Source organism: Bradyrhizobium sp. USDA 336 (assembly GCF_044908355.1).
In the GTDB taxonomy this organism is placed as follows: Bacteria; Pseudomonadota; Alphaproteobacteria; order Rhizobiales; family Xanthobacteraceae; genus Bradyrhizobium; species Bradyrhizobium yuanmingense.
In genome coordinates this window covers 2,402,659-2,426,718 of the sequence record NZ_JBIYDC010000002.1, presented here as the reverse complement: position 1 = coordinate 2,426,718, position 24,060 = coordinate 2,402,659, and the positions used below count along the sequence as shown (strand labels likewise).

The 24,060-nt window shown below is 64.2% G+C and carries 22 protein-coding genes and 1 pseudogene; 14 read left to right on the top strand and 9 right to left on the bottom strand.

Features of this window, described 5'->3' with window-relative positions; translation table 11 throughout:
- Nucleotides 1–354, top strand: a complete 354-nt coding sequence (locus ABIA45_RS12475; protein ID WP_036001513.1) for a diacylglycerol kinase — start codon at nucleotides 1–3, stop codon at nucleotides 352–354.
- Between the two features lie 22 nt (nucleotides 355–376).
- Entirely contained in the window at nucleotides 377–2,134 is a 1,758-nt protein-coding gene (locus ABIA45_RS12470; protein WP_404652199.1) for an NAD+ synthase, read from the top strand.
- A 25-nt stretch (nucleotides 2,135–2,159) separates the two neighbouring features.
- Here the strand turns inward: ABIA45_RS12470 and ABIA45_RS12465 are convergent, their stop codons facing one another.
- The 5 genes from ABIA45_RS12465 to ABIA45_RS12445 form a co-directional block, all read right to left on the bottom strand.
- On the bottom strand, nucleotides 2,160–2,552 hold the full coding sequence (locus ABIA45_RS12465) for a cytochrome C oxidase subunit IV family protein (RefSeq protein WP_271547227.1): 393 nt from the start codon (nucleotides 2,550–2,552) through the stop codon (nucleotides 2,160–2,162).
- 9 nt (nucleotides 2,553–2,561) lie between these two features.
- Nucleotides 2,562–3,284 carry a heme-copper oxidase subunit III family protein gene (locus ABIA45_RS12460; protein ID WP_157282325.1) on the bottom strand — a complete coding sequence of 241 codons (723 nt, stop codon included), beginning with the start codon at nucleotides 3,282–3,284 and terminating at the stop codon, nucleotides 2,562–2,564.
- 14 nt (nucleotides 3,285–3,298) lie between these two features.
- Entirely contained in the window at nucleotides 3,299–4,003 is a 705-nt protein-coding gene (locus tag ABIA45_RS12455; RefSeq protein ID WP_271547225.1) for a cytochrome c oxidase subunit 3, read from the bottom strand.
- A complete protein-coding gene (locus tag ABIA45_RS12450) occupies nucleotides 4,000–5,778 on the bottom strand; it encodes a cbb3-type cytochrome c oxidase subunit I (RefSeq protein ID WP_036001499.1) in 1,779 nt (592 codons plus the stop codon). The genes ABIA45_RS12455 and ABIA45_RS12450 overlap by 4 nt, the downstream gene beginning before the upstream one ends.
- 74 nt (nucleotides 5,779–5,852) lie before the next feature.
- Entirely contained in the window at nucleotides 5,853–6,686 is an 834-nt protein-coding gene (locus ABIA45_RS12445) for a cytochrome c oxidase subunit II (protein WP_036001495.1), read from the bottom strand.
- 519 nt (nucleotides 6,687–7,205) lie between these two features.
- Here ABIA45_RS12445 and ABIA45_RS12440 point away from each other — a divergent pair.
- Entirely contained in the window at nucleotides 7,206–8,111 is a 906-nt protein-coding gene (locus ABIA45_RS12440) for a DUF2189 domain-containing protein (protein WP_157282323.1), read from the top strand.
- A 52-nt stretch (nucleotides 8,112–8,163) separates the two neighbouring features.
- Here the strand turns inward: ABIA45_RS12440 and ABIA45_RS12435 are convergent, their stop codons facing one another.
- Both ABIA45_RS12435 and ABIA45_RS12430 read right to left on the bottom strand, forming a co-directional pair.
- Nucleotides 8,164–9,333, bottom strand: a complete 1,170-nt coding sequence (locus tag ABIA45_RS12435; RefSeq protein ID WP_404652196.1) for a DUF2865 domain-containing protein — start codon at nucleotides 9,331–9,333, stop codon at nucleotides 8,164–8,166.
- A 143-nt stretch (nucleotides 9,334–9,476) separates the two neighbouring features.
- A complete protein-coding gene (locus ABIA45_RS12430) occupies nucleotides 9,477–9,758 on the bottom strand; it encodes a hypothetical protein (RefSeq protein WP_271547222.1) in 282 nt (93 codons plus the stop codon).
- Nucleotides 9,759–10,048: 290 nt separating this feature from the next.
- Here ABIA45_RS12430 and cysS point away from each other — a divergent pair, with 290 nt between their 5' ends.
- The 4 genes from cysS to ABIA45_RS12410 all read left to right on the top strand — a co-directional run bounded on the left by cysS (nucleotide 10,049) and on the right by ABIA45_RS12410 (nucleotide 14,152).
- The gene (gene cysS, locus ABIA45_RS12425; protein ID WP_271547221.1) at nucleotides 10,049–11,431 is read left to right on the top strand and encodes a cysteine--tRNA ligase; all 1,383 of its coding nucleotides are present in this window, start codon (nucleotides 10,049–10,051) and stop codon (nucleotides 11,429–11,431) included.
- A 115-nt stretch (nucleotides 11,432–11,546) separates the two neighbouring features.
- Complete coding sequence (locus ABIA45_RS12420) at nucleotides 11,547–12,038, top strand: GNAT family N-acetyltransferase (protein WP_271547220.1); 492 nt, start codon at nucleotides 11,547–11,549, stop codon at nucleotides 12,036–12,038.
- Nucleotides 12,035–13,633 carry a citramalate synthase gene (gene cimA / locus ABIA45_RS12415; RefSeq protein ID WP_157282318.1) on the top strand — a complete coding sequence of 533 codons (1,599 nt, stop codon included), beginning with the start codon at nucleotides 12,035–12,037 and terminating at the stop codon, nucleotides 13,631–13,633. Before ABIA45_RS12420 ends, cimA begins: the two co-directional genes overlap by 4 nt.
- A gap of 141 nt (nucleotides 13,634–13,774) precedes the next feature.
- On the top strand, nucleotides 13,775–14,152 hold the full coding sequence (locus ABIA45_RS12410; RefSeq protein WP_404541802.1) for a VOC family protein: 378 nt from the start codon (nucleotides 13,775–13,777) through the stop codon (nucleotides 14,150–14,152).
- Nucleotides 14,153–14,156: 4 nt separating this feature from the next.
- Here ABIA45_RS12410 and ABIA45_RS12405 read toward each other — a convergent pair whose 3' ends face one another.
- Nucleotides 14,157–14,762: a TIGR00730 family Rossman fold protein gene (locus ABIA45_RS12405; RefSeq protein WP_271547217.1), complete on the bottom strand. Its 606-nt coding sequence runs from the start codon at nucleotides 14,760–14,762 to the stop codon at nucleotides 14,157–14,159.
- Nucleotides 14,763–14,963: 201 nt separating this feature from the next.
- Here ABIA45_RS12405 and ABIA45_RS12400 point away from each other — a divergent pair.
- The 4 genes and pseudogenes from ABIA45_RS12400 to ABIA45_RS12385 all read left to right on the top strand — a co-directional run bounded on the left by ABIA45_RS12400 (nucleotide 14,964) and on the right by ABIA45_RS12385 (nucleotide 19,529).
- Nucleotides 14,964–16,923, top strand: a pseudogene (locus ABIA45_RS12400) (ABCB family ABC transporter ATP-binding protein/permease).
- A gap of 71 nt (nucleotides 16,924–16,994) precedes the next feature.
- Entirely contained in the window at nucleotides 16,995–17,717 is a 723-nt protein-coding gene (locus ABIA45_RS12395) for a phosphatidylserine decarboxylase (RefSeq protein WP_404655660.1), read from the top strand.
- Between the two features lie 86 nt (nucleotides 17,718–17,803).
- The gene (locus ABIA45_RS12390; protein ID WP_036001453.1) at nucleotides 17,804–18,685 is read left to right on the top strand and encodes a phosphatidylcholine/phosphatidylserine synthase; all 882 of its coding nucleotides are present in this window, start codon (nucleotides 17,804–17,806) and stop codon (nucleotides 18,683–18,685) included.
- A gap of 124 nt (nucleotides 18,686–18,809) precedes the next feature.
- Nucleotides 18,810–19,529 carry an RraA family protein gene (locus ABIA45_RS12385; protein WP_036001451.1) on the top strand — a complete coding sequence of 240 codons (720 nt, stop codon included), beginning with the start codon at nucleotides 18,810–18,812 and terminating at the stop codon, nucleotides 19,527–19,529.
- A gap of 117 nt (nucleotides 19,530–19,646) precedes the next feature.
- Here the strand turns inward: ABIA45_RS12385 and ABIA45_RS12380 are convergent, their stop codons facing one another.
- Entirely contained in the window at nucleotides 19,647–19,940 is a 294-nt protein-coding gene (locus ABIA45_RS12380) for a hypothetical protein (RefSeq protein ID WP_036001448.1), read from the bottom strand.
- Nucleotides 19,941–20,241: 301 nt separating this feature from the next.
- Here ABIA45_RS12380 and ABIA45_RS12375 point away from each other — a divergent pair, with 301 nt between their 5' ends.
- From ABIA45_RS12375 to ABIA45_RS12365, 3 genes are all read left to right on the top strand, one after another.
- Nucleotides 20,242–21,015 carry a motility protein A gene (locus ABIA45_RS12375; RefSeq protein ID WP_036001447.1) on the top strand — a complete coding sequence of 258 codons (774 nt, stop codon included), beginning with the start codon at nucleotides 20,242–20,244 and terminating at the stop codon, nucleotides 21,013–21,015.
- Between the two features lie 20 nt (nucleotides 21,016–21,035).
- Nucleotides 21,036–21,866: a flagellar motor protein MotB gene (locus ABIA45_RS12370; RefSeq protein WP_271547215.1), complete on the top strand. Its 831-nt coding sequence runs from the start codon at nucleotides 21,036–21,038 to the stop codon at nucleotides 21,864–21,866.
- Nucleotides 21,867–22,038: 172 nt separating this feature from the next.
- Nucleotides 22,039–23,937 (top strand): potassium transporter Kup, encoded by a 1,899-nt coding sequence (locus ABIA45_RS12365; RefSeq protein WP_271547214.1) that lies wholly within the window; start codon nucleotides 22,039–22,041, stop codon nucleotides 23,935–23,937.
- Nucleotides 23,938–24,060 lie beyond the last annotated feature (123 nt).

Below are 24,060 nucleotides of genomic sequence, written 5' to 3'. Positions count from 1 at the left end.
TTGCTGCGGATCTGGAAGGCCACGATCAATTCCCGCAACGGGCTGGCCTTTGCGTTCCGGTCGGAGCAGGCCGTCCGCGAGGAGATCTTCGCGCTGCTGCTGTCGGTGCCGCTCGCCTGGTTCATCGGCGCCACGGCGATGCGCGCGGTCGAATTGGTGTGCTCTGTCGCTTTCGTGCTGACGGTCGAGCTGCTCAATACCGCGATCGAGAAGCTCGCCGACCGGCTGACCTTGGATCACGACAAGCAGATCGGCCGCGTCAAGGACATGGGCTCGGCCGCGGTTGGCGTTGCGCTCTTGATGACCGGCGCGTTCTGGATCATTGCCATCATCGAGCGATTGGGGTTCCTGTAACTCGGGATCGGATAAAGCGGCCATGACCGAACGTCTCGACACATTCGCGGTCACGCTCGCCCAGCTCAATCCGACCATGGGCGACGTGGAGGGCAATGCGGCCAAGGCGCGCGCGGCGCGGGCGCAGGCCAAGTCCGACGGCGCCGATCTCGTGTTGTTTCCGGAACTGTTCATCGCCGGCTATCCGCCGGAAGACCTGGTGCAGAAGCCCGCCTTCCAGGCCGCCTGCCGCGCCGCGATCGAAAGCCTCGCGCGCGAGACCGCCGATGGCGGGCCTGCGATGCTGGTCGGCACGCCCTGGGTCGAGGAGGGCATGCTCTACAATGCCTGTGCGCTGCTCGACGGCGGGCGTATCGCGAGCCTGCGTTTCAAGTGCAACCTGCCGAATTACGGCGTGTTCGACGAGAAGCGGCTGTTTTCGCGCGGCCCTGCCGCCGGTCCCGTCACCGTGCGCGGCGTGCGCATTGGCGTGCCGATCTGCGAGGACATCTGGCTGGAAGAGTCCGAGGATTACGAGAACGTGGTCGAGACGCTGGCCGAGACCGGCGCCGAGATCATCCTGGTGCCGAACGGCTCGCCTTACGCCCGCGACAAGAACGACGTGCGCCTGTCGGTCGCGGTAGCGCGCGTCACGGAGAGCGGGCTGCCGCTGGTCTATCTCAACCAGGTCGGCGGCCAGGACGAGCTCGTGTTCGACGGCGCATCCTTCGCGCTCAATGGCGATCTCTCGCTCGCGGCGCAGCTGCCGGCCTTCGAAGAAGGCATCGTCACGCTGCGTTTCAGCAGAAACGGCGACGACTGGCGCTGCAGCGGGCCGATCGCCGAGCTGCCCGAGGGCGACAAGGCCGACTACGCCGCCTGCGTGCTGGGCTTACGCGATTACGTCGCCAAGAACGGCTTTCCCGGCGTGCTGCTCGGCATCTCCGGCGGCATCGATTCGGCGCTCTGCGCGGCGATCGCTGTCGACGCGCTCGGCGTCGACCAGGTGCATGGCGTGATGCTGCCTTACCGCTACACCGCGCCGCATTCGATCGCGGATGCCGGCGAGCTCGCCGGCCATCTCGGCATCCGCTATGAGGTGCTGCCGATCGCCGAAGCCGTGACCGGGTTCGAGACGATCCTGTCCGGCATCTTCAAGAACCTGCCGCCCGATATCACCGAGGAGAACCTCCAGGCCCGGACCCGCGGCACGCTGCTGATGGCGATCTCCAACAAGACCGGGCTGATGGTGCTGACGACCGGCAACAAGTCGGAGATGTCGGTCGGCTACGCCACGCTTTATGGCGACATGAACGGCGGCTTCAACCCGATCAAGGACATCTACAAGACGCAGGTGTTCCGCCTGGCAAGCTTGCGCAATTCCTGGAAGCCGGAGGGCGCGCTCGGCCCTGCCGGCGAGGTGATCCCGCCGGACATCATCATGCGCCCGCCGACCGCGGAGCTGCGCGAGAACCAGACCGACCAGGACTCGTTGCCGCCTTACGACGTGCTCGATGCCATCCTGGAGCGCCTCGTCGAGCGCGAGGAGCCGCTCGACCAGATCATCGCCGCCGGCTTCGACCGCGAGACGGTGACCCGGATCGACCATCTGCTCAACGTCGCCGAATACAAGCGCCGCCAGGCCGCGCCTGGGGTGAAGGTGACACCGAAGAATTTCGGCCGCGACCGCCGTTATCCCATCACCAACCGTTTTCGCGACAAGGGCCAGCCGTTGCCGGCGACGGATGAGGCGCTGGTGTCACGTGGAAGCACGGCGTCAATCGACGCATTCGAGGGGTGAAGCCTACCCTGAGCGACGGCAGGCGCTATGACGGGGTTGCGAAAAACAGCACCCTTAGGAAGCGCGTGTATTCGGATTCGAGCACCATGATCGCCACAAATACCAATACCGCGACCGGCGGCAGCAGGATGGCATAGGTCAAGGCCAGCCGCTCCCAGGCCATGTGCATGAAGACGGCGACGATCAGGCCGGCCTTCAACATCATGAACAGCAGGATCAGCGACCACCTCAGATAGCCATGCAGGCCAAAGTAGTCGACGAGGTAGGAGAACGTGCTGAGGACGAACAACCAACCCCAGACCACGAGGTAGAGCTTGATCGGGTGCTGTTGCCCCTCGGCGTGAACGGCTTCCGTTGCAACTGCGCCGTGCGCCGGAGCGTGGGGCCGTTCTTCCATGTGTACCGCCGCGTTTGTCATGCGCCGACCTCACCAAAGATAGAAGAATGCGAAGATGAACACCCACACGAGATCGACGAAGTGCCAGTACAGGCCCGTGATCTCGACGATCTCGTAATTCCCCCTTCGGCTCGTGAAGAAGCCGCGCCTCTCGACGTCGAAGTCGCCACGAAGGACCTTTCGCGCGATGGCGATCAGGAAGATCACACCGAAAGTCACATGGGTGCCGTGGAAGCCGGTGATCATGAAGAAGCTCGCACCAAACTGCGGGGCACCCCATGGATTGCCCCAGGGCCGGACGCCCTCCATGATCAGCTTGGTCCATTCGAAGGCCTGCATTCCGACGAAGGTCGCGCCGAAGGCTGCAGTGACCAGCATCAGGATTGCGGTTCTCACGCGATCGCGGCGGTAGCCGAAATTGACGGCCATCGCCATCGTACCGCTGCTGCTGATCAGCACGAAGGTCATGATGGCGATCAGGATCAGGGGCATGTGGTTGCCCCCGATATCGAGGGCGAAGACTTCGCTGGGATTGGGCCACGGCACGGTCGTCGACATGCGCGCCGTCATGTAGGAGAGCAGGAAGCAACTGAAGATGAAGGTGTCGCTGAGGAGGAAGATCCACATCATGGCCTTGCCCCAGGACACGTTCTTGAAGGCGCGCTGATCGGACGCCCAGTCGGCGGCGATGCCGCGCCAGCCTTCAAGCCGCGCAGGCGATTGGCCCGGATCTGTCAGCACGGTCTCAGCCATCTGGTCTCGCCTCCCTAGCTCAGCAATTGGCGGCAGATGTCGATGAAATCGTCGGTCCAGCCGGTGAGAAGACCGAGCAGGACAAGCCAGACCAACAGCAGGAAGTGCCAGTAGATGGCGCACAGCTCCACGCTCAAGCGCATGTCGGCGATCTCGGCGCCGCGCCACATCTTGGCCGAGGTTCGGCCCAAGGCCACAAGACCGCCCGTCAGGTGCAGCCCGTGCACTGCGGTCAACAGGTAGAAGAAGGAATTCGATGGATTGGACGCCACGAAATATCCCGCAGCCCCGAGCTGTTGCCAAGCCAGGAGCTGCCCGGCGAGGAAGATCACGGCAGATGCTCCGCCCGCGAGCAGACCGATCATGACGCCTTCGGTATCGTGTCGGCGCGCGGCCACGTTCGACCATTGCAGCGCGACACTGCTCAGGACCAGGACGCCCGTGTTGACCCACAGCAGCCGCGGCACCGGCAGCGGCCGCCAGTCCACCACGCTCATGCGCATCGAGTAGGCGCTGATGAAGAGGACGAACAAGGCGCTCGCGACCGCGAGAAACACGCCAAGTCCGATCTTCGCTGCCGGCCAGGTTATGGCGTCGCCGCCGGGGAAGTCACCGGCCGGGCCTTCCTCCAGCCAGGGCTTGGCCGTCAGGCGCTGCTGCGACAGCCACCATCCGGCGATCACCGCAAGCACAGCCAGGAACAGGATGATGGCGCTCACGAAGCAGCTCCCTGAACGAGCTGAGTCGCACGCGGCGGCTGGTTCTGCGGAATGAAGTCCTCCGCGGCACCGGGCACACTGTAATCATAGGCCCAGCGGTACACGACAGGGAGCTCCTTGCCCCAGTTGCCGTGCGCTGGGGGCGTCTCCGGCGTCTGCCACTCCAGCGTCGTCGCCCGCCACGGATTGCCGCCTGAGGCCTCACCTTTGAACAGGCTCCAGACAAGGTTGAACAGGAACACCATCTGGCTAAAGCCGACGATCAAGGCCACCACGGAGATGAAGGCGTTGAGTGAATGGGCCGAGGACGGGATGAACGTCGTATCTAGGAGTTCGAAATACCGGCGCGGGACTCCGAGCAGTCCAAGATAGTGCATGGGGAAGAAGATCAGGTAGGCGCCGAGGAAGGTGACCCAGAAGTGAAACTTGCCCATGGCCTCGTTCAGCATCCGCCCCGTGACCTTTGGGTACCAATGATAGATCGCGCCGAGCACGACCATGATCGGCGCCACGCCCATCACCATGTGGAAATGGGCGACCACGAACATGGTATCCGAGAGGGGCACGTCCACGACGACGTTGCCGAGGAAGAGGCCGGTGAGCCCGCCGTTCACGAAGGTGACGATGAAGCCGAGGGCGAACAGCATCGGCACCGTGAGATGAATGTCGCCGCGCCACAGGGTCAGCACCCAGTTGTAGACCTTGATCGCGGTGGGGATGGCGATGATGAGCGTCGTGGTGGCGAAGAAGTACCCGAATTGCGGGAACATGCCGCTCACATACATGTGGTGCGCCCATACGATGAAGCTGAGCGCGCCGATGGCTACGATCGCCCAGACCATCATGCGATAACCAAAGATGTTCTTGCGCGCATGCGTGCTGATCAGATCGGAGACGATGCCGAAGGCGGGCAGGGCGACGATGTAGACTTCGGGATGACCGAAGAACCAGAACAGGTGCTGGAAGAGCAACGGGCTGCCGCCGCCATGTTTCGATAGCGTGCCCATCTCGAGGAGGGCGGGCATGAAGAAGCTGGTTCCCAAGAGACGGTCGAACAGCAGCATGACCGAGGCAACGAACAATGCAGGGAACGCGAGGAGCGCCATGACGGTCGCCGTGAAAATGCCCCACACCGTCAGGGGCAGGCGCATCAAGGTCATGCCGCGCGTGCGCGCCTGCAACACTGTGACCACATAATTCAGCCCGCCCATGGTGAAGCCGATGATGAACAGGATCAGGGACGCGAGCATGAGAAGGATGCCCCAATCCTGCCCGGGCGTTCCTGAAAGGATTGCTTGCGGCGGGTACAGCGTCCAACCGGCGCCGGTGGGGCCACCGGGCACGAAGAATGTCGAGGCAAGCACCAGGACTGCGAGCAGGTAGATCCAGTAGCTCAGCATGTTCACATAGGGGAAGACCATGTCCCTGGCGCCGACCATCAGCGGGATCAGGTAGTTGCCGAAGCCGCCCAGGAACAATGCGGTGAGCAGGTAAATCACCATGATCATGCCGTGCATGGTGATGAACTGGAGGTACTGGTTGGCATCGATGAAAGAGAACGTGCCGGGGAATCCCAGTTGCAGCCGCATCAGCCACGACAGCACCAGGGCCACCAGCCCGATGGCCGTGGCCGTCAGCGAATACTGAATGGCGATCACCTTGGCGTCCTGCGAGAACACATATCGTGTCCACCAGCTCCGCGGATGATAGAGCTCGACGTCAGGTACTTCGGCAGGCGGGATGCCGGGGATTCCTTCATATGGAACATCGACCATAGAACCTCCTCGGTCGTTTCCATCGGGGGGAGGCGCTGGCCTCTTGCGCCCGATCTATCTTCGGCGGCAGCTTGCTACTTGCTGCCGGATTGGTACGTCGTCTTCACGACGGCTTTTGCCGGCGATAATTCTGCGAACGTTTTTTGTTGCTCCAACCAAGCGTGATATTCACGCTCTTCGTCGACGATGACCTTGGCCCGCATTTGATAGTGAGCAGTGCCACAAAGCTCCGCACAGAGGACATCGAAGGTTCCGGTTCGGATCGGCGTGATCCAGAAATAGGTCACCATGCCTGGAACCATGTCCATCTTGGCCCGGAATTCGGGCACGTAGAAATCGTGCAGGACATCAACCGAGCGGAGGAGAACCTTGACCGGCTTTCCGACTTGAAGGTGCAGGTCGCCGCTCTCGATCACGACATCGTCCTGCGCGTGCCGGTCGTCACGATTGAGCCCCATCGGATTGTCGGACGCGATGTTGCGGACATCCGATGTGCCCAACTGCCCATCCTTGCCCGGAAGGCGGAAGCTCCACTGCCATTGCTGGCCCATGACCTCGATCTCGGTGGCATCCGCAGGCACCGTCACGAACTGGTGCCAGACCACGAGGCCAGGCGCCAGCATGGCCGCGACGCCGACGCCGGTCCCGACGCTCAGCCACCATTCGAGCCTTTTGTTTTCCGGATTGTAGTCAGCCCTTCTTCCCTCTCTGTGGCGAAAGCGGAAGACGCAATAAGCCATGAAGGCGATCACGGCGACGAAAACGAAGCCCGTGATCCAGAACGTGATGTTGATCGTGTGGTCGATATAGGCCCAGTTCGTGGCGATCGGCGTCCACCACCACGGGCTGTAGATGTGAAACAGCACCGAGCCGATCGCGACCAGAAGCAGTATCAGTGCGACAGCCATCCTGATCCATCCTTGCCATCGAGGGCTACGGATACGAATCCAGGGCGGAGCTCATGTCGGTCGCGATGGCTGGCCTTTCTTGGCATATGCCATCGCCGGCCTCTTGCTTCGCCCAGTCCACCGATCGCGAAATCAAGAGAACGCTCGCGACCTTCAACTCTAAGGGCGTCTGCGTCTAAAATGATCCCAGCCTAATCCGGCGTCAATAGAGCAATAGAGGTGCCCGAATTGGTGTGATTGCTGGCAAACCGACAAGCATCCGGTGCCCATGTTCGGTTTGGGTGATGCAACGCACAAATCCGTGCTGGTGCGCAATTCACCCAACCGTGAATGCAGCCGTGCTCCGCGCGCGCTAAGCTTGCCGGGCAGGTCGCGACGGGTTCCGTCCGGCCAGGCTCGGTTGCTGAACCTGGGTTGCCGTACCCGACCCCTCGCGTTTCCTGCTCGTCAGGCGGACACGCGTGGCTGAAGAGCGCGTGTTGTCGAAAACCGCGATTTTCAGCACGGGAGCGTCCGTACATGGCCACTCTGTACTCCCACGACGTCAGGCGGCGCGCATTCGGCGAAGCGACCTCCTATCCCATTCGCAAGATCAGCTTGTCCGACCTGACCGAGGTCCTGCGCCTGGGTTGGGGTGATTTCCAGGCGATGCCGAGTCACGCGATCGTCGTGTGCCTGATTTATCCCGTTCTCGGTCTCGTCCTGTTCAGGATGGTGCTCGGCTATTCGGTGCTGCCGCTACTGTTTCCGCTGGCCGCCGGCTTTGCCTTGATCGGTCCTTTTGCCGCGATCGGTCTCTACGAACTCAGCCGTCGCCGCGAGCGCGGCGAGGAAGTCGAAGCATGGGATGCGATCAAGGTGCTGCGCGCACCGTCGTTCGGCGCCATGGTCGAACTCGGCGTGCTCCTGCTGGTCCTGTTCGGGGCCTGGATCGGTGCCGCGAACGCAATCTATGTCGCGATCTTCGGTCACGCTGCGGCCGCAAGCATACCCGACTTCGCAACGCGCGTGCTGACGACACCCGAAGGCTGGTCGCTCATCATCATCGGTTGCGGTGTCGGCTTCCTGTTTGCGGTTGTGGCATTGTGCGTCAGCGTCGTGTCATTTCCGTTGATGCTGGACCGTCATGCGACGGCGATCGACGCGATCCGCACGTCGCTCCGAGCGGTGGCGGCGAATCCGGTTGCGATGGCCGGATGGGGCCTCATCGTGGCGGCGCTGCTCGTGATCGGCTCGCTGCCGCTCTTCGTCGGTCTCGCCGTCGTTCTGCCGGTGCTCGGTCATGCCACCTGGCACCTCTATCGGCGGGTGGTCGAGCCCAATCCGAACCCACCGGATGCACCGCTTCCGCCCCGGAAGGGCAGGCGCTACGCAGCAGACTTTCCGGCCAATCTCTTCCCCTGGAGCCGCGAGGGCGAGCCGTAACAGCGGAACGGCCGCGCTGGGACGCCTGCGCGGAGCATGACAGAGCGACGGCCTACTTCTGCTGCTGCGGCAGGAAGGTCGGGCCGACCGAGCGGATCGGCTTGTTCTCTGACGCGGGGCTCGCGTCCGAGGGTGGCGTGGCGACCGGTGCGGCAGCAGTTGCTGGTGCAGGAGCCGCGCCTTTCTTGGCATTGGCAGGCTGCGGCGCGCCCTTGTTGAGCCGTTGCTGCTGCATCTTCCTGGCGCTTTCCTCGGTGACGATGATGTCGCCCTGCTGCTCGGCCGCGGCCTTGTCATCGGCCGATTTCAGCGCATCCGCCCAGGTCTGTCCCGCCGCCTTGCAGGAGCAGGACGGATTGAACTCGCTGCGGAATTTGAATGCGGTCGGCAGCGCCGAGTAGGGCTGGCCGCCGATCGAGACCGCCGCGTTCATGTCCTCGCCGGGATTGCGATGGCTGTAGAGCACGGCTTCCGCGGCCGGGCACAGCGCCTTGCAGGTCTTCTCATCGTCAGGGAAGCGCGCCGGCACGGTGGCAAAGGAGATCGGGAAATAAGCGCCGTCGCAGGTGCGCACGCAGACGGTGCGGAAGGTGCCGGATTGCGGGCCGAGATCGGAGGGCGGCATGGCTTGCGGATTGTTCGGGTTGTTGCCGCCGAACAGATTGCTGAGGAAGTTGCCGCCGCCCTGCTGCTGCACGGCATTGGCATATTGCGGGCCGCAATTATTCTGCGCCAACGCCATCAGCACCGAGCGGCGCTGGTTGTCGCGCTCCGGGTTGGCGCCGGGGCCGCCGCGCAGCCGCTCGAGACTGCCGGTGATCTGGTCCAGATTGGCGCGCATCTGCTGGATCTGGGTGTTGACCGGGCCGCACTGCGCCGACTGGCCGTTGAACAGCGAGAAGAAGCCGGAGGAATCGCAGCCCATGCGCTTGGCCTGCATGGTGACACGGTCGAGCTCGGCCTGCTGCTTGGCCTGGGAATCCTGGTAGCGGCGGATCTGCTCTTCGCGCGCGGCATCACCTCCGCCGCGATCGAGCGCGGCGAGTTGAGCTTCCAGCCGCACGCACATCGGGTTCGGTCCGAGCCCGTTCTGGCCGGGCTGGGGCGGCGGGCCGGCCTGCGCCAAAGCGCCATCGGCGAGCACGAGTGTGCCGAGGAGCACGGTGCAGGCAAGGAGGGAGCGGGCACGGAGGAGAGAGAAGAATTCAGGCATATCCGCCATTCTAGCGAGGTCACGGCCCAGCGTGATCATCCAAGTGAGGTGGGGGGCCGAAGCGCGCCCTCCCAATAGCCGCTTCCTGCGGCATCGTCACGTCGTTTCAGGGGCCCAAGACTGGTCCTAAGGTCCACCAGCTCCGAGGGAATTCAGCGCTGGCAGGTGATTGCGACATACTCGTCGCAATGGCCATGGGAGCAGTTTGTGCCGGTTTTGGGGACGGAGCCGGTAATTTCGTCGGGATCGACCCGGCGATAACTCGATGCCTTTGCAAAATCTCGTGACTGGCAATAGGTGCGCGCGGCGGAGGCGCCGCACGTGTCGCCCTTGGCGAGGCACTGGTCGGCGATGATGAATACGCGGGTCTCGGCGCACGCCTGAGGTGCTGCAAGGAGCGAGGCGCCGAAAATGAGCGCGAGCAGGGATCGCATGAAATTACCGGGGGCAAAAAATTGGGAACCGCAGGTTCCAGAATGGCCTCAAATGGTTAGGGGATCATGAACCCTCCGGGCAGGCCGCGCCCCGTGCGGGGGCAAAAACGGCATTTTCGCGGCCCTTGACGCCGGGGCCTGTGGTGGCCCATATGTGCCCGCATGAACGGTCTCCTCGCCATTTGCGCCATTTGCCGCGAGATTACGAGCTAGCGATTCGCTGGCTGGAGCCGTCTTTTCTCAAAACACATTGAGAGCCTTGGACGCCCGGCCGAGAGGGATGGGTTGTCATGGAATTGCGTCTTTACGATACGCTGAGCCGGGAAAAGCGCACCTTCGTGCCGCTCGATCCGAACAACGTCCGCATGTATGTCTGCGGACCGACGGTCTATGACTTCGCCCATATCGGCAATGCGCGGCCGGTGATCGTGTTCGACGTGCTGTTTCGGCTGCTGCGCCACATCTACGGCGAGGCACACGTCAAATATGTCCGCAACATCACCGACGTCGACGACAAGATCAACGATCGCGCCGCGCGCGATTTTCCCGGCCTGCCGCTGAACGAGGCCATTCGCAAGGTCACCGAGCAGACCGGCAAGCAGTTTCATGCCGACGTCGATGCGCTCGGCGCGCTTCGGCCGAGCGTCGAGCCGCGCGCCACCGAGCATATCGGCGAGATGCGCGAGATCATCGAGAAGCTGGTCGCCGGCGGCTTTGCCTATGTCGCCGAGGACCACGTGCTGTTCTCGCCGCAGGCGATGAACGCGGCCAATTCCGCGCTGCCGCGCTATGGCGCGCTGTCGAAGCGCTCGCTCGACGAGATGATCGCGGGCGCGCGGGTCGATGTTGCGCCCTACAAGCGCGATGCGACCGACTTCGTGCTGTGGAAGCCGTCGAAGCCGGGAGAGCCGTCCTGGCCGTCGCCATCAGGCATCAAGGCGGAGGGACGTCCGGGCTGGCACATCGAGTGCTCGGCGATGGCCTGGAAGCATCTCGGCGAGCATTTCGACATCCATGGCGGCGGCATCGATCTCGTGTTTCCGCATCACGAGAACGAGGTCGCGCAGACCTGCTGCGCGTTCCACCGCGAGCGCATGGCGAACTATTGGATGCACAACGGCTTCTTGCAGGTCGAGAGCGAGAAGATGTCGAAGAGCCTCGGCAACTTCATCACGATCCACGAGCTGCTCAGGGATTGGCCGGGTGAGGTGCTGCGCCTCAACATGCTCAAGACGCATTACCGCTCGCCGATCGACTGGACCATGAAGTCGCTGGAGGAGAGCGCCAAGACGCTCGACGACTGGTACCGCGTTGCGGCCGATGTCGCGCCCGGCGAGCCGGCTCCGTCGGTGGTCGAACCGCTGCTCGACGACCTCAACACGCCGCAGGCGATCGCGGCGCTGCACGGCCTGCGCGGCAACGATATCGCAGGTCTTGCGGGCTCGTTGCGGCTGCTCGGATTCCTCTCCGAGAGCGCGGCGCAGTGGGAAGGGCGCAAGCAGCAGGCGAGCGGGGTCGACGCCAAGGAGGTCGAGCGCCTGCTCGCGGAGCGGACAGCGGCCCGTAGCCGGAAGGACTTTGGGGAGTCCGACCGCATCCGCGATCTGCTCGCTGCGATGGGCGTTGCGATCAAGGACTCCAAGGAAGGCACAACCTGGGAGATCGCCCGATGAAACGGCCCGACACGCCTTTCCCGCGGCACTGGCTCTATTACATTGCGCTGAAGCTCGCGCTGCTCGCCGGCGCGGTGGCGATCGTGCTCAAGCTTTATGGGATTTGGTGAGGACGATGGGACAGACTTTGCCAAAGCCCGCACTGAGGCCCTTCCTGCCGGCGGATGTGCCGATGCTCGCCGCGATCTTCGCCGCCAGCATCGAGGAGTTGACCGGCGACGATTATAGCGAGGCGCAGCAGGAAGCCTGGATGGCGGCGGCCGAGGACGAGGAGTTCGGCAAGCGGCTCGCGTCCGACCTGACGCTGATCGCGACGCTGGAAGGCTCGCCTGTCGGCTTCGCCTCGCTGCGCGGTAATGATCACATCCGCATGCTCTATGTGCATCCGGCCGTGGCCGGGCAGGGCATCGCGACCATGCTGGTCGACGCGCTGGAGAAGCTCGCAGGCGTCCGCGGCGCCACGAGCCTCTCGGTCGATGCCAGCGATACCGCGGAGGGTTTCTTCGCCAAGCGCGGCTACACCGCCCAGCAGCGCAACAGCATCACCATCAACGACGAGTGGCTCGCCAACACCACCATGAAGAAGACGCTCGGAGCGGGGCAATGAGCAAGCAGCGTCTCTATCTGTTCGACACCACGCTGCGCGATGGGGCGCAGACCAACGGCGTCGACTTCACGCTGGCGGACAAGCAGGTCATCGCGGCGATGCTCGACGATCTCGGCATCGACTATGTCGAGGGCGGCTATCCCGGCGCCAATCCGCTCGACACGGAGTTCTTTGGCTCCAAGCCCAAGCTCAAACATGCGCGCTTCACCGCCTTCGGCATGACGCGCCGGGCGGGCCGCTCGGTGTCCAACGATCCGGGCGTTGCGGGCCTCTTGGAAGCGAAGGCGGATGCGATCTGCTTCGTGGCGAAGGCGTCGGCCTATCAGGTCCGCGTCGCGCTGGAGACCACGAAGGAAGAGAACCTCGCCTCGATCCGCGACAGCGTCGCGGCGGCGAAGGCGGCCGGCCGCGAGGTGATGCTCGATTGCGAGCATTTCTTCGACGGCTACAAGGAAGACGCCGCCTTTGCGCTCGCCTGCGCCAAGGCCGCCTTCGATGCCGGTGCGCGCTGGGTGGTGCTGTGCGACACCAATGGCGGCACCATGCCGGATGAGGTCGAGGCCATCGTCAGAGACGTGACCAGGCACATCCCCGGCGATCACGTCGGCATCCACGCCCATAACGACACCGAGCAGGCGGTGGCCAATTCGCTCGCAGCGGTGCGTGCCGGCGCGCGGCAGATCCAGGGTACGCTGAACGGGCTCGGCGAGCGCTGCGGCAATGCCAATCTCTGCTCGCTGATCCCGACGCTGAAGCTGAAGACGGGTTTTGCCGACGCTTTCGAGATCGGCGTCACCACGGAGAAGCTGGCGACGCTGGTCAAGGTGTCGCGCACGCTCGACGACATGCTCAACCGCGTGCCGAACCGGCATGCTCCTTACGTCGGCGAGAGCGCCTTCGTCACCAAGACCGGCATCCATGCCTCCGCGGTGCTGAAGGATCCGCAGACCTATGAGCATGTATTGCCGGAGCTGGTCGGCAATCACCGCAAGGTGCTGGTCTCCGACCAGGCCGGGCGCTCCAACGTCATCGCCGAGCTCGACCGCGCCGGTATCCCCTACGAGAAGAGCGATCCGAAGCTGACGCGTCTCGTCGAGGAATTGAAGGAGCGCGAGGCGGCCGGCTATGCCTATGAATCCGCCAACGCCTCGTTCGAGCTCCTGGCGCGCCGCACGCTCGGCAAGGTGCCGCATTATTTCGAGGTCGAGCAGTTCGACGTCAACGTCGAGCAGCGCTACAACGCGCTCGGCGAACGCGTCACGGTGGCGCTAGCGGTGGTGAAGGTCGACGTCGCCGGCGAGCATCTGATCTCGGCGGCCGAAGGCAACGGTCCCGTCAACGCGCTCGACGTCGCCCTGCGGAAGGACCTCGGCAAGTACCAGAAATATATCGAGGGCCTGACACTGATCGACTATCGCGTCCGTATCCTCAATGGCGGCACCGGCGCGGTCACGCGCGTGCTGATCGAGAGCGAGGACGAGAACGGCGATCGTTGGACCACCGTCGGCGTGTCCCCGAACATCATCGATGCCTCGTTCCAGGCGCTGATGGATTCGGTGATCTACAAGCTCGTGAAGTCGGACGCGCCGGCGTAACCCCCACGACGACTGTCATTCCCCGCGAAGGCGGGGAATCCAGTACGCTGCGGCCCATCGATTTATCTACGGCTGTCACGGAGTACTGGATCGCCCGGTCAAGCCGGGCGATGACACCGAGGATGGGGAAAGGGCACGGCCATGATCGACCACATCTCCGTCGGCGTCAGTGATCTCGACCGCGCCGCAAAATTCTACGAAGCCGCGCTCGCCGCCCTCGGCCTCGCACGCCTCGTCACGCGGCCGCGGACGGTCGGGTTCGGCAAGGCCTATCCGGAGTTTTGGATCAACTTGCGGGAGGGCATGCCGCCTGTCGCGCCGGAGAGCGGCGTGCACATCTGCCTGCGGGCGAAGACGACCGATCAGGTCGATGCGTTTCACGCAGCCGCGCTGTCCGCTGGCGGCGCCTCCGACGGCGCGCCGGGCATCCGTCCGCACGATCGCGTGCGCTACTACGCGGCCTTCGTCACCGATCCCGACGGCAATCGCATCGAGGCCGTGACGTTTCCGGCAGCGTAGGGCGTTACAGCTTCCGCGCCACTTCCGGCGCGAGATCGCGCTCGCTGTCAGGAATCTGCGCAGCCGCGGCGCGCAGCCGCGGGATGATCTCCTCGACCTTGTCCGCCTTCAGGATATCGACGGTGAGGCCGGCGCGGATGAACTCGGTCTGGCGCATGTGGTACACCAGCGAGAGCAGCGGCTCCCAGAAATTGTCGATATTGGCGAGCAGCACCGGCTTGGCGTGACGGCCGAGTTGCTGCCAGGTCAGCTGCTCCACCAGCTCCTCGAGCGTGCCGAGCCCGCCGGGCAGGGCCACGAAGGCGTCGGAGCGCTCGAACATCAGCCGCTTGCGCTCGTGCATGTCGGGCGTGACGACCATCTCCTGCACGCGCGTCAGTGCATTCTCGCGCATGCGGAGGAAGTCAGGGATGATGCCGGTGACCATGCCGCCGTGATCGAGCACGGAGGTTGCGACCGCGCCCATCAGGCCGAGCGAGCCGCCGCCATAGACGAGGCGGATCTTGCTTTCCGCCAGCGCTCTGCCGAGCGCCTTCGCCGCTTCAATGAAGTTGGGATTTGTTCCAGGGCCGGAGCCGCAATAGACACAGACGGTTTTGATCGTGCTCATTGGTGCCATGATGCATTGCAGCGAAGTGGCGTCAAGCCCAAACGGTGATTCGATACTTCCGGGAATTTACCGGTAAATCGCGACAAACAATCGAAGATTCGCCATCTGGCGGGGTGCGCGGGCATCGGGAAGGCTCTATATGACGGGCGAAAATCGTTAATCGCAGTTTCGCCCGCATCCGGCGGGCTTTCGGGTTTGTTGATGGACCAACCTCAATCGTTCGACGGCGCCGACGTTCCTGATCCTTCCGTGGCAGGACCGCAGGCCGGGGCCACGCTGATGGGCACGCTGGCACATCTGTGGCCCTACATCTGGCCGGGCGACCGTTTCGACCTGAAGATGAGGGTGGTCTGGTCGCTGGTGCTGTTGCTCGCCGCCAAGCTGATCACGCTTACCGTGCCGTTCAGCTTCAAATGGGCGGACGGATGCGCTGACCGGCGCCAACACCGCGCCGGTCGCGGCCGACAATTGGCATCTCTGGGTGATCGCCTCGCCCTTGCTGCTGACCGCGAGCTACGGCGTGATGCGCATCCTGATGGCGGTGCTGACGCAATGGCGCGACGGCATCTTCGCCCGCGTCGCCATGCATGCGGTGCGCAAGCTCGCGACCCTCACCTTCATCCACATGCACGAGCTGTCGCTGCGCTTTCACCTCGAGCGCAAGACAGGCGGCCTCACGCGCGTGCTCGAGCGCGGCCGCGAGGGCATCGAGGTCATCGTGCGCATGGTGATCCTGCAGCTGATCCCGACCATCGTCGAGGTCTCGCTGCTGCTGGCGGTGCTGCTCTGGCAATTCGACTGGCGCTACGTGGTCGCGACCCTGATCACGGTCACGCTCTACATGTACTACACCTACGTCGCGACCGAGTGGCGGATCGGAATCCGCCGCAAGATGAACGATTCCGACACCGAGGCGAACACCAAGGCGATCGACTCGCTGCTCAACTACGAGACGGTGAAGTATTTCAGTGCCGAGGCGCGGGAGGCGCAGCGCTACGACAGATCGGTCGAGCGCTACGAGGAGGCGAGCGTCCGCACCTACACCTCGCTCGCGGTGCTCAACACAGGTCAGGCGGTGATCTTCACGCTGGGCCTGACCGCGACCATGCTGATGTGCGCGATCGGCGTGCGCAACGGCACCAACACCGTCGGCGATTTCGTGCTGGTCAACGCCATGATGATCCAGCTCTACCAGCCGCTGAACTTCATGGGCATGGTCTATCGCGAGATCAAGCAGGCGATCATCGACATCGAGAAGATGTTCGGCGTGCTCAGCCGCGAGGCCGAGATCAAGGACGCGCCTGGCGCGAAGCCGCTGGTCATCTCCGCCGGCACGGTGCGCTTCGAGGCCGTGCGCTTTGCCTATGAGCCGGCGCGCCCCATCCTCAAGGGCATCAGCTTCGAGGTGCCGGCCGGCAAGACGGTTGCCATCGTCGGTCCCTCCGGCGCCGGCAAATCGACCATCTCGCGGCTGCTGTTTCGCCTCTATGATGTCTCCGGCGGCAGGATCCTGATCGACGGCCAGGACATCCGGGAGGTCACGCAGGCCAGCTTGCGCGCATCGATCGGCATGGTGCCGCAGGATACCGTACTGTTCAACGACACCATCCGCTACAACATCCGCTACGGCCGCTGGGACGCGACCGATGCCGAGGTGGAGGAGGCCGCGCGGCTGGCGCAGATCGACCACTTCATCCGCATGGCGCCGAAGGGCTACGAAACTCAGGTTGGCGAGCGCGGCCTGAAACTGTCGGGCGGCGAGAAGCAACGTGTGGCGATCGCGCGCACGGTCCTCAAGGCGCCGCCGATCCTGGTGCTCGACGAGGCGACCTCGGCGCTCGACACCCATACGGAGCACGAGATCCAGGGGGCGCTCGACCGCGTGGCGAAGAACCGCACCTCCCTGGTGATCGCGCATCGGCTTTCCACCATCGTCGGCGCCGACGAGATCATCGTGCTGGACCAGGGCCGCATCGCTGAGCGCGGCACTCACGCGAGCCTGCTCGCGCAGGGCGGGCTCTATGCCAGCATGTGGAACAGGCAGCGCGAGGCCGAGGCGGCCCGCGAGAAACTCGCCAAGATGGCCGACACCAATGCCGCGCCCAACCGGGAGCCGCCGCCGGTCGATGATAGCCTGACGACGCCCGCGGCGGCGGAGTGACCTTGTCTCCGGTCCCAAGTCTGGCCTAAACAAAGTCTGGCCTAAACAAGCCCGCGCGACGACCCCGTGGCATCAACCCCGACCGGCAAAAAGCAATGTCCATTCTCGATTCGATCCAGCGTCAGATCCCGCCGATCCACAAGGAGGGCTATCCCTTCATCGGCGCCTTTGCGCTGGCGAGCCTGCTCCTGTTCTGGCTGTGGTCGCCGCTGGGGTGGATCGGCACGATCCTGACCGTGTGGTGTGCGCTGTTCTTCCGCGATCCCGTCCGCGTGACGCCGGTGCGCGAGGGTCTCGTGGTATCGCCGGCCGACGGGCGTGTCTCCATGATCACCATGGCGCTGCCGCCGGCCGAGCTCGGGCTCGGCGACCGGCCGCTGCCGCGCGTCTCGATCTTCATGAGCGTGTTCAATTGCCACGTGAACCGCGCGCCCGTGGCGGGCAGGGTGGATCGTATCGCCTACCGACCCGGCCTCTTCATCAACGCCGAGCTCGACAAGGCGAGCGAGGACAACGAGCGCAACTCCCTGGTGATCACGACGCCGACGGCGCGGATCGGCGTGGTCCAGATCGCCGGCCTGGTCGCCAAGCGCATCGTCTGCTTCGTCAGGGAGGGGCAGGCGATCGGCGCCGGCGAGCGCTTCGGCCTAATCCGCTTCGGCTCGCGCCTCGATGTCTACCTGCCCGTGGGTACCAAGGCGCTGGTCTCGGAAGGGCAGACCGCGATCGCCGGAGAGACGATCCTGGCCGACCTTGCCGGCGACGACCCGGGCGGCGCGTTCCGCGCCAATTAACCAATAGTCGGTGCTCGCAGGCGTTCCGCCGCAATGGCGGAGGGCTGCGCGGCTTGCTATATCTCGCCCCGAGATAAGGACGAGCCATGACGCCTTACGATTTCAAGGATCCCGACGTCCGCCGCCGGCGGTTCCGACCGATCCCGGTGCGGATGCTGGTGCCCAACGTCATCACGCTGCTGGCGATCTGCGCCGGCCTGACCTCGATCCGCCTGTCGATCGAAGGGCGGATGACGCTCGCGGTCTATGCCATCGTGTTCGCCGCCGCGCTCGACGGCATCGATGGCCGCATCGCGCGCATGATCAAGGGGCAGTCGAAGTTCGGCGCCGAGCTCGACAGTCTCGCCGACTTCGTCAATTTCGGCGTGGCGCCCGGCCTGATGCTGTATTTCTGGCAGCTGCACGAGCTCGGCAATGCCGGCTGGATCGCCGCCATGGTGTTCGCGATCTCCGGCGGCCTGCGGCTTGCGCGCTTCAATGCCACCATGGACGATCCGAACAAGCCGGCCTTCGCCGCCAATTTCTTCACCGGCGTGCCGGCGCCCGCCGGCGCGATCACCGTGCTGCTGCCGATCTATGTGGCGTTCCTCGACGTCGGGCGCACACCTGCGGCGGTGACCGCGGCCTACACGCTTCTGATCGCGTTTCTGATGGTGTCGCGCCTGCCGGTGTTCTCCGGCAAGACCAAGCGGATGCGCGTGCCGCCCGAGCTGGTGCTGCCGGCCTTCGTCGCCGTGATCGTCTTCATCGCGCTCCTGATCGCCTATCCCTGGCACGTGCTGTCGATCGGCACGGTGCTGTACCTTCTCGCGCTGCCGCTCGGCTACAAATCCTATCGCGACCAGGCGCGCGCGATGGAAGCCACCGCGCCGGCGGGAGGCGAGGTCCCGTCACCGCCCTCGGCGCCGACGCTGGCGAATTTGTCGGAGCCGCCGCAAGACGACGATCGGCCCGGACGACTGCACTAAAACGCTCCTCGCGGATATCTGCCATGAAGCCTGCCTGAGTTGGGTCGAGGTCCGATCTCGGCTATATCGCCCTTGTGCCGGCGGCATCGCGCAATCAATCGCCGCCAACCTGGGAGAGAACGCCGTGACCAATTCCGCGACCGGGCCGCTGCCCGCTTCCGTCCTCGAAGCGCTGGGCCGTTACGATACGCCGACGATCTGCAACGCCATGGAGATCGTGGCGCCCGAGCGGCGGCTGATCGGCTACACCACCAAGCAGCTGGTCTGTCCGTTTCCCGACCTGCCGCCGATCGTCGGCTATGCCCGCACCGTGACGATCCGCTCGGTTCTGAAGTCATCGCTTCCGGCCGAGGAGCAGTCCAAGCGCCGAATCGCATATTACGAATATGTCGGCACCGGCCATGGCCCGCGCATCTCGGTGATCCAGGACATCGACGGACCCGACGTCGGCTATGGCGCGTTCTGGGGCGAGGTACAGAGCAACGTGCACAAGGCGCTCGGCTGCCTGGGCGTCATCACCGACGGCTCGATCCGCGACATCCCGCAATGGGCGCCCGGGTTCCAGGCGCTAGCCGGCTCGATCGGCCCGTCGCACGCCTGGGTGCACGCGGAAAGCTTTGGCGGCGAGGTGCGCGTCGCCGGCATGACCGTAAAGTCGGACGACCTCATCCACGCCGACCGGCATGGCGCCATCGTGATCCCGCTTGACCTTGCCGCAAAGCTGCCGGAGGCCGCCGAACTCTGCGGCCGCCGCGAGACGCCGATCCTGGAGATCGCCCGCAGTCCCGACTTCTCGCTCGAGAAGCTCAAGGCCGCGTTGAAGCGCTCTGCGGAAATCCATTGACGGCTGCTGGAGCATAATCCGGAAAAGCGTGTAGCGGTTTTCCGAAAAGATCATGCTCAAACAATAACCTAAAGCGCGATGACGATTCATCCTAATCGCATCGCGTTTTAGGGCAATCTACGGCCCGGACGACGGCCGAATGCCGCCTTGCTCTGTCAGAAGCAGGGCGACTTGATCCGGTTCTCCGAGCACGGCGGCGGCGCATCCGATCAGGGTGAAGCCGCCGGCAAGGTCCCAGAGGGTGATATCGTCTGCGCTGTTGGCGCTGCGCATCAACCGCGCTGCGAGCACGGCAAAGGCGGCCTCGATAAAGAGCAGCACGCTGAACGCCGGAAGCACGAGTTCCGGCTCGAGCAGGTGGAACGCCAGCGCCGCGGGCAGCGCCGTGAGTAGACCGAATAGCATCAACATCGCGCTGGCTCCGCGATTGGCCCTGTCGCAACGCTAGCAGACACTAACCGATGCCGGTCCACGATGTGGCGGAGGGCCGCAGCCGACCTGACGTCCTGGGCGCCTGATTATGGTTAGCGAAGGGTTGAAATTCCTATCGCTGGACGGCAACCGGGACAAATTGCGGCGGCAGGCGGCACATCGTCGAGACTTAACCTTTACGCGCCTTTAAGGGCGGCGCTCTAGGGTCTGCGATGCGGTTCGGGGTTGAGCCGCGCCAGCGGCCAGGACGGCCGTTGTTGCGTAGGCGTTGGAGTCGATCATGGATATCGCAACACTTGTCGGCCTCGTCGCAGGCGCCATTGTTGTGTCGTCGCTGATCCTGATGGGCGGTACGTTCGGGATGTTCTACGACATCCACGCCGTCATCGTCATCTTCGGCGGCTCGTTCGCAGCGACGATGATCCGCTTTCCTTTGTCCGCGATGATCCACGGCGTGCCGCTGGGCGCGAAGTTTGCCTTCACCCTGAGCCGCCTTTCGGCTCACGACCTTGTCGACGAGCTCGCCCGCATCGCGGAAATCGCCCGCAAGCAGGGCCCGGTCGGACTGGAAAAGGTCGAGACCGACGAGCCGTTCCTCGCCAAGGGCATCCGCTACGTCGCCGACGGTTACGATCTCGATTTCATTCGTGACAACCTGGAGCGCGACCGCGACAACTTCCTGATGCACCTCGACGAGGGCAGCAAGATCTACCGCGCCGTCGGCGACTGCGCCCCGGCGTTCGGCATGATCGGCACGCTGCTTGGCATGGTGCAGATGTTCTCCAACATGTCCGATCCCTCCAAGCTCGGTCCGTTCATGGCCACCGCGCTGCTGGCGACCCTGTACGGCGCCGTTGTCGCCAACCTGATCTGCTTGCCGATTGCCGACAAGCTGCACGGCAAGCTGCTGGACGAAGAGACCAACCGTACCCTGATCATCGACGGCATCCTGATGATTCGCGACTCCAAGAGCCCGACCCTGGTGCGCGAGATGCTGCTGGCCTATCTGCCGGAGAAGCATCGTCACACCGAAGGCGAGCCGGTGCCGGCTTGAGGCCGCCTGGATTTTGAGAGATGGCCAAGAAGAAGCGCGGCAATGCTCACGGCGGCGGCCACGGCTGGTTCGTGACCTTCGCCGACCTGATGGCGCTGCTGCTGGCGTTCTTCGTGATGCTGGTCGCGTTCTCGACGCAAGATGCCAACAAGCTGAAGATCGTCGCGGGCTCGATGCGCGAGGCGTTCGGCGTGCAGACCGAAGCGCGCTATTCCGGCATCGTCGAATCCGACGGCCTGCCGACGCGCCCGCGACTCAAGAACGTCGACCACATCCAGCCGGAAGATGCCTCCAACACCCCGACGCCCGATCAGGAAGACCGCGAAAAAACCTCCGGCGCGAAGATCAAGGTCGACCGTAATTTCGCGCTGGCCGCGGCCTCGCTGCGCCAGGCGTTGCAGGACATGCCCGAGCTGACCGAGATGTCCAAGCACATCATGTTCGAGGAGACCAAGCAGGGTCTCAACCTCGAGATCGTCGACCAGGACGGCCGCTCGATGTTCGCCGACGGCTCCAAGGTGCCCTACGACCGCACTCGACGCCTGGTCGAGAAGCTCGCGATCCCGCTCAAGGCGACGCCGCTCCGCGTCTCCATCGCCGGCCACACCGCGGCGGGGTTCGTGCCGACCCGCAGCGACTATGGCGCCTTCGATCTGTCGGCCGATCGCGCCAACGCCGTGCGCCAGATCCTCGAGCGCCAGGGCCTGCCGCCGTCGCACATCTTCGCCGTCTCCGGCAAAGCCGATACCCAGCCGCTATTTCCGGACGATCCCTCGCTCGCCGCCAACCGGCGGGTGACCATCACCTTGATGCGCGAAGACCCACCGTTGCCGCCGAATCTCAAGCCGTAACCCCTTGCGCTACCATCTTACCTGAGGCATGTCGTCGCGCAGGCGATGAGCGTGGCTCTAGCGTCACAGCATCAGGCTCCGCGCCTGCTATGGTGGTGAGCCGATTGACAGGTGCACCGGAAGCGTCAAAAGGCGCCGGATCAATTTCTGGGACGAAGCGTTCTTCACCGTCATGACCGCGAGCATCACACAGGCCGAGACTCAGGACGGGCGGCCCACCCAAGGTTTTTGGGCCCTTACGCTAGGGAGCATCGGCGTCGTCTTCGGCGATATCGGCACTTCGCCGCTCTACGCATTCCACGAGGCGGTCAAGGCCGCGGCCCATGGCGAGCCGGTCTCGCGCGCCATCGTGCTCGGCGTGCTCTCGCTGATCCTGTGGGCGCTGCTGATCGTCGTCACCGCCAAATATGTCCTCTTGCTGCTGCGCGCCGACAACAACGGGGAGGGCGGCACGCTCTCGCTGATGGCGCTCGGCCAGCGCGCGCTCGGGCGGCGAAGCTGGGTTCTGCTCGCGCTCGGCGTGATCGGCGCTTCCATGTTCATCGGCGATTCCATGATCACGCCGGCGATCTCGGTGCTCTCGGCGGTCGAAGGTCTGAAGCTCGCAACCCCCGCGCTCAAGCCCTATGTCGTGCCGGTCACCGTCCTCATCCTGGTGCTGCTGTTTGCGGTCCAGAGCAAGGGGACCGCGCTGGTCGCCTCGGCCTTTGGGCCGGTGATGGTCACCTGGTTCACCGTCATTGCCATCATGGGGGCTGTCCACATCGCCGACGACCCGACCGTGCTGGCGGCGATCAATCCGTATTATGCGGTGCAGTTCGTGTTGTCGCACGGCGTGATCGGCCTCGTGACGCTCGGCGCGGTGTTCCTCGCGGTGACGGGCGGAGAGGCGCTTTACGCCGATCTCGGCCATTTCGGCCGCAAGCCGATCCAGTCAGCCTGGATGTTCTTCGTGCTGCCCGCGCTCTTGATCAACTATTTCGGGCAGGGTGCGCTCGTGCTGTCCGATCCCAGCGCGATCGAGCATTCGTTCTATCGCATGGTCCCCGAGACACTGGTGCTGCCGCTGGTCGGGCTTGCGACGGCTGCAACCGTGATCGCGAGCCAGGCGGTGATCACGGGCGCCTATTCGCTGGTCCATCAGGCCGTGCAGCTCGGCCTGCTGCCCCGTTTCGAGGTGAGGTACACCTCCGAATCGCATGCCGGCCAGATCTACCTGCCGCGGGTGAACCGGCTGCTGCTGATCGGCGTGATGCTGCTGGTGCTTCTATTCCACACCCCCAGCAATCTGGCCTCGGCCTACGGCATTGCGGTCTCAACCACCATGGTCGCCGATGGCATCATGGGATTCGTCGTGATCTGGAAGCTGTGGAATTGGCGCGCGGCTACCGCCGCAGCCCTGATCGTGCCTTTGGTCATCGTCGATTTGAGCTTCTTCAGCGCCAACCTGCTCAAGCTGCTCGATGGCGCCTGGGTGCCGCTCCTGTTCGGCGTCGTCATGGCCGGGACGATCTGGACCTGGCGCAAGGGCTCGGCGATCCTGATCCAGAAGACGCGCCGGATCGAGGTGCCGCTGGACGACCTGATCCGCAGCCTGGAGAAGCGGCCGCCGCACATCGTCAAGGGCACCGCGGTATTCCTGACCAGCGATCCCGCCTTCGTGCCAACCGCGCTCCTGCACAATCTCAAGCACAACAAGGTGCTGCACGAGCACAACGTGATACTGACCATCGAGACCGCGCAGACGCCCCGGGTCGATCTGTCGGAGCGGTTCAGGATGGAGAAGATCAGCGACAAGTTCTCCAAGGTCCGCTTGCGCTTCGGCTTCATGGAGCAGCCGAACGTGCCCAAGGCCCTCGCCATCGCACGCAAGCAGGGTTGGCAGTTCGACATCATGTCGACCTCGTTTTTCGTCTCGCGCAGGTCACTGAAGGCCTCGGCACAGTCGGGCATGCCGCTCTGGCAGGATCATGTGTTCATCGCGCTGAGCCGGTCGGCCAATGATGCCACCGACTACTTCCAGATCCCCACCGGCCGCGTGGTCGAAGTCGGAACCCAGGTCACTATCTAGAATGCAACTGGCGTAGCCATGCATATTTGCATGGCTACGACCCAGAATCGGGCTAGGCCATGCCGGTGGCGCAGGACTATAAGCCGCGCGCTCTTCCGCCATTGTGCAGTGAAGCATTTTAGA

Excerpts from the sequence above, each read along its gene's own strand:
- ABIA45_RS12450 (WP_036001499.1), bottom strand. The coding sequence starts at position 5,778 with ATGGTCGATGTTCCATATGAAGGAATCCCCGGCATCCCGCCTGCCGAA.
- ABIA45_RS12465 (WP_271547227.1), bottom strand. The coding sequence starts at position 2,552 with ATGACAAACGCGGCGGTACACATGGAAGAACGGCCCCACGCTCCGGCG.
- ABIA45_RS12445 (WP_036001495.1), bottom strand. The coding sequence starts at position 6,686 with ATGGCTGTCGCACTGATACTGCTTCTGGTCGCGATCGGCTCGGTGCTG.
- ABIA45_RS12460 (WP_157282325.1), bottom strand. The coding sequence starts at position 3,284 with ATGGCTGAGACCGTGCTGACAGATCCGGGCCAATCGCCTGCGCGGCTT.
- ABIA45_RS12390 (WP_036001453.1), top strand. The coding sequence starts at position 17,804 with ATGACGCCTTACGATTTCAAGGATCCCGACGTCCGCCGCCGGCGGTTC.
- ABIA45_RS12375 (WP_036001447.1), top strand. The coding sequence starts at position 20,242 with ATGGATATCGCAACACTTGTCGGCCTCGTCGCAGGCGCCATTGTTGTG.
- ABIA45_RS12410 (WP_404541802.1), top strand. The coding sequence starts at position 13,775 with ATGATCGACCACATCTCCGTCGGCGTCAGTGATCTCGACCGCGCCGCA.
- ABIA45_RS12430 (WP_271547222.1), bottom strand. The coding sequence starts at position 9,758 with ATGCGATCCCTGCTCGCGCTCATTTTCGGCGCCTCGCTCCTTGCAGCA.
- cysS (WP_271547221.1), top strand. The coding sequence starts at position 10,049 with ATGGAATTGCGTCTTTACGATACGCTGAGCCGGGAAAAGCGCACCTTC.
- ABIA45_RS12420 (WP_271547220.1), top strand. The coding sequence starts at position 11,547 with ATGGGACAGACTTTGCCAAAGCCCGCACTGAGGCCCTTCCTGCCGGCG.
- ABIA45_RS12380 (WP_036001448.1), bottom strand. The coding sequence starts at position 19,940 with ATGTTGATGCTATTCGGTCTACTCACGGCGCTGCCCGCGGCGCTGGCG.
- ABIA45_RS12405 (WP_271547217.1), bottom strand. The coding sequence starts at position 14,762 with ATGAGCACGATCAAAACCGTCTGTGTCTATTGCGGCTCCGGCCCTGGA.
- ABIA45_RS12370 (WP_271547215.1), top strand. The coding sequence starts at position 21,036 with ATGGCCAAGAAGAAGCGCGGCAATGCTCACGGCGGCGGCCACGGCTGG.
- ABIA45_RS12470 (WP_404652199.1), top strand. The coding sequence starts at position 377 with ATGACCGAACGTCTCGACACATTCGCGGTCACGCTCGCCCAGCTCAAT.
- ABIA45_RS12440 (WP_157282323.1), top strand. The coding sequence starts at position 7,206 with ATGGCCACTCTGTACTCCCACGACGTCAGGCGGCGCGCATTCGGCGAA.
- ABIA45_RS12365 (WP_271547214.1), top strand. The coding sequence starts at position 22,039 with ATGACCGCGAGCATCACACAGGCCGAGACTCAGGACGGGCGGCCCACC.
- ABIA45_RS12435 (WP_404652196.1), bottom strand. The coding sequence starts at position 9,333 with ATGGCGGATATGCCTGAATTCTTCTCTCTCCTCCGTGCCCGCTCCCTC.
- cimA (WP_157282318.1), top strand. The coding sequence starts at position 12,035 with ATGAGCAAGCAGCGTCTCTATCTGTTCGACACCACGCTGCGCGATGGG.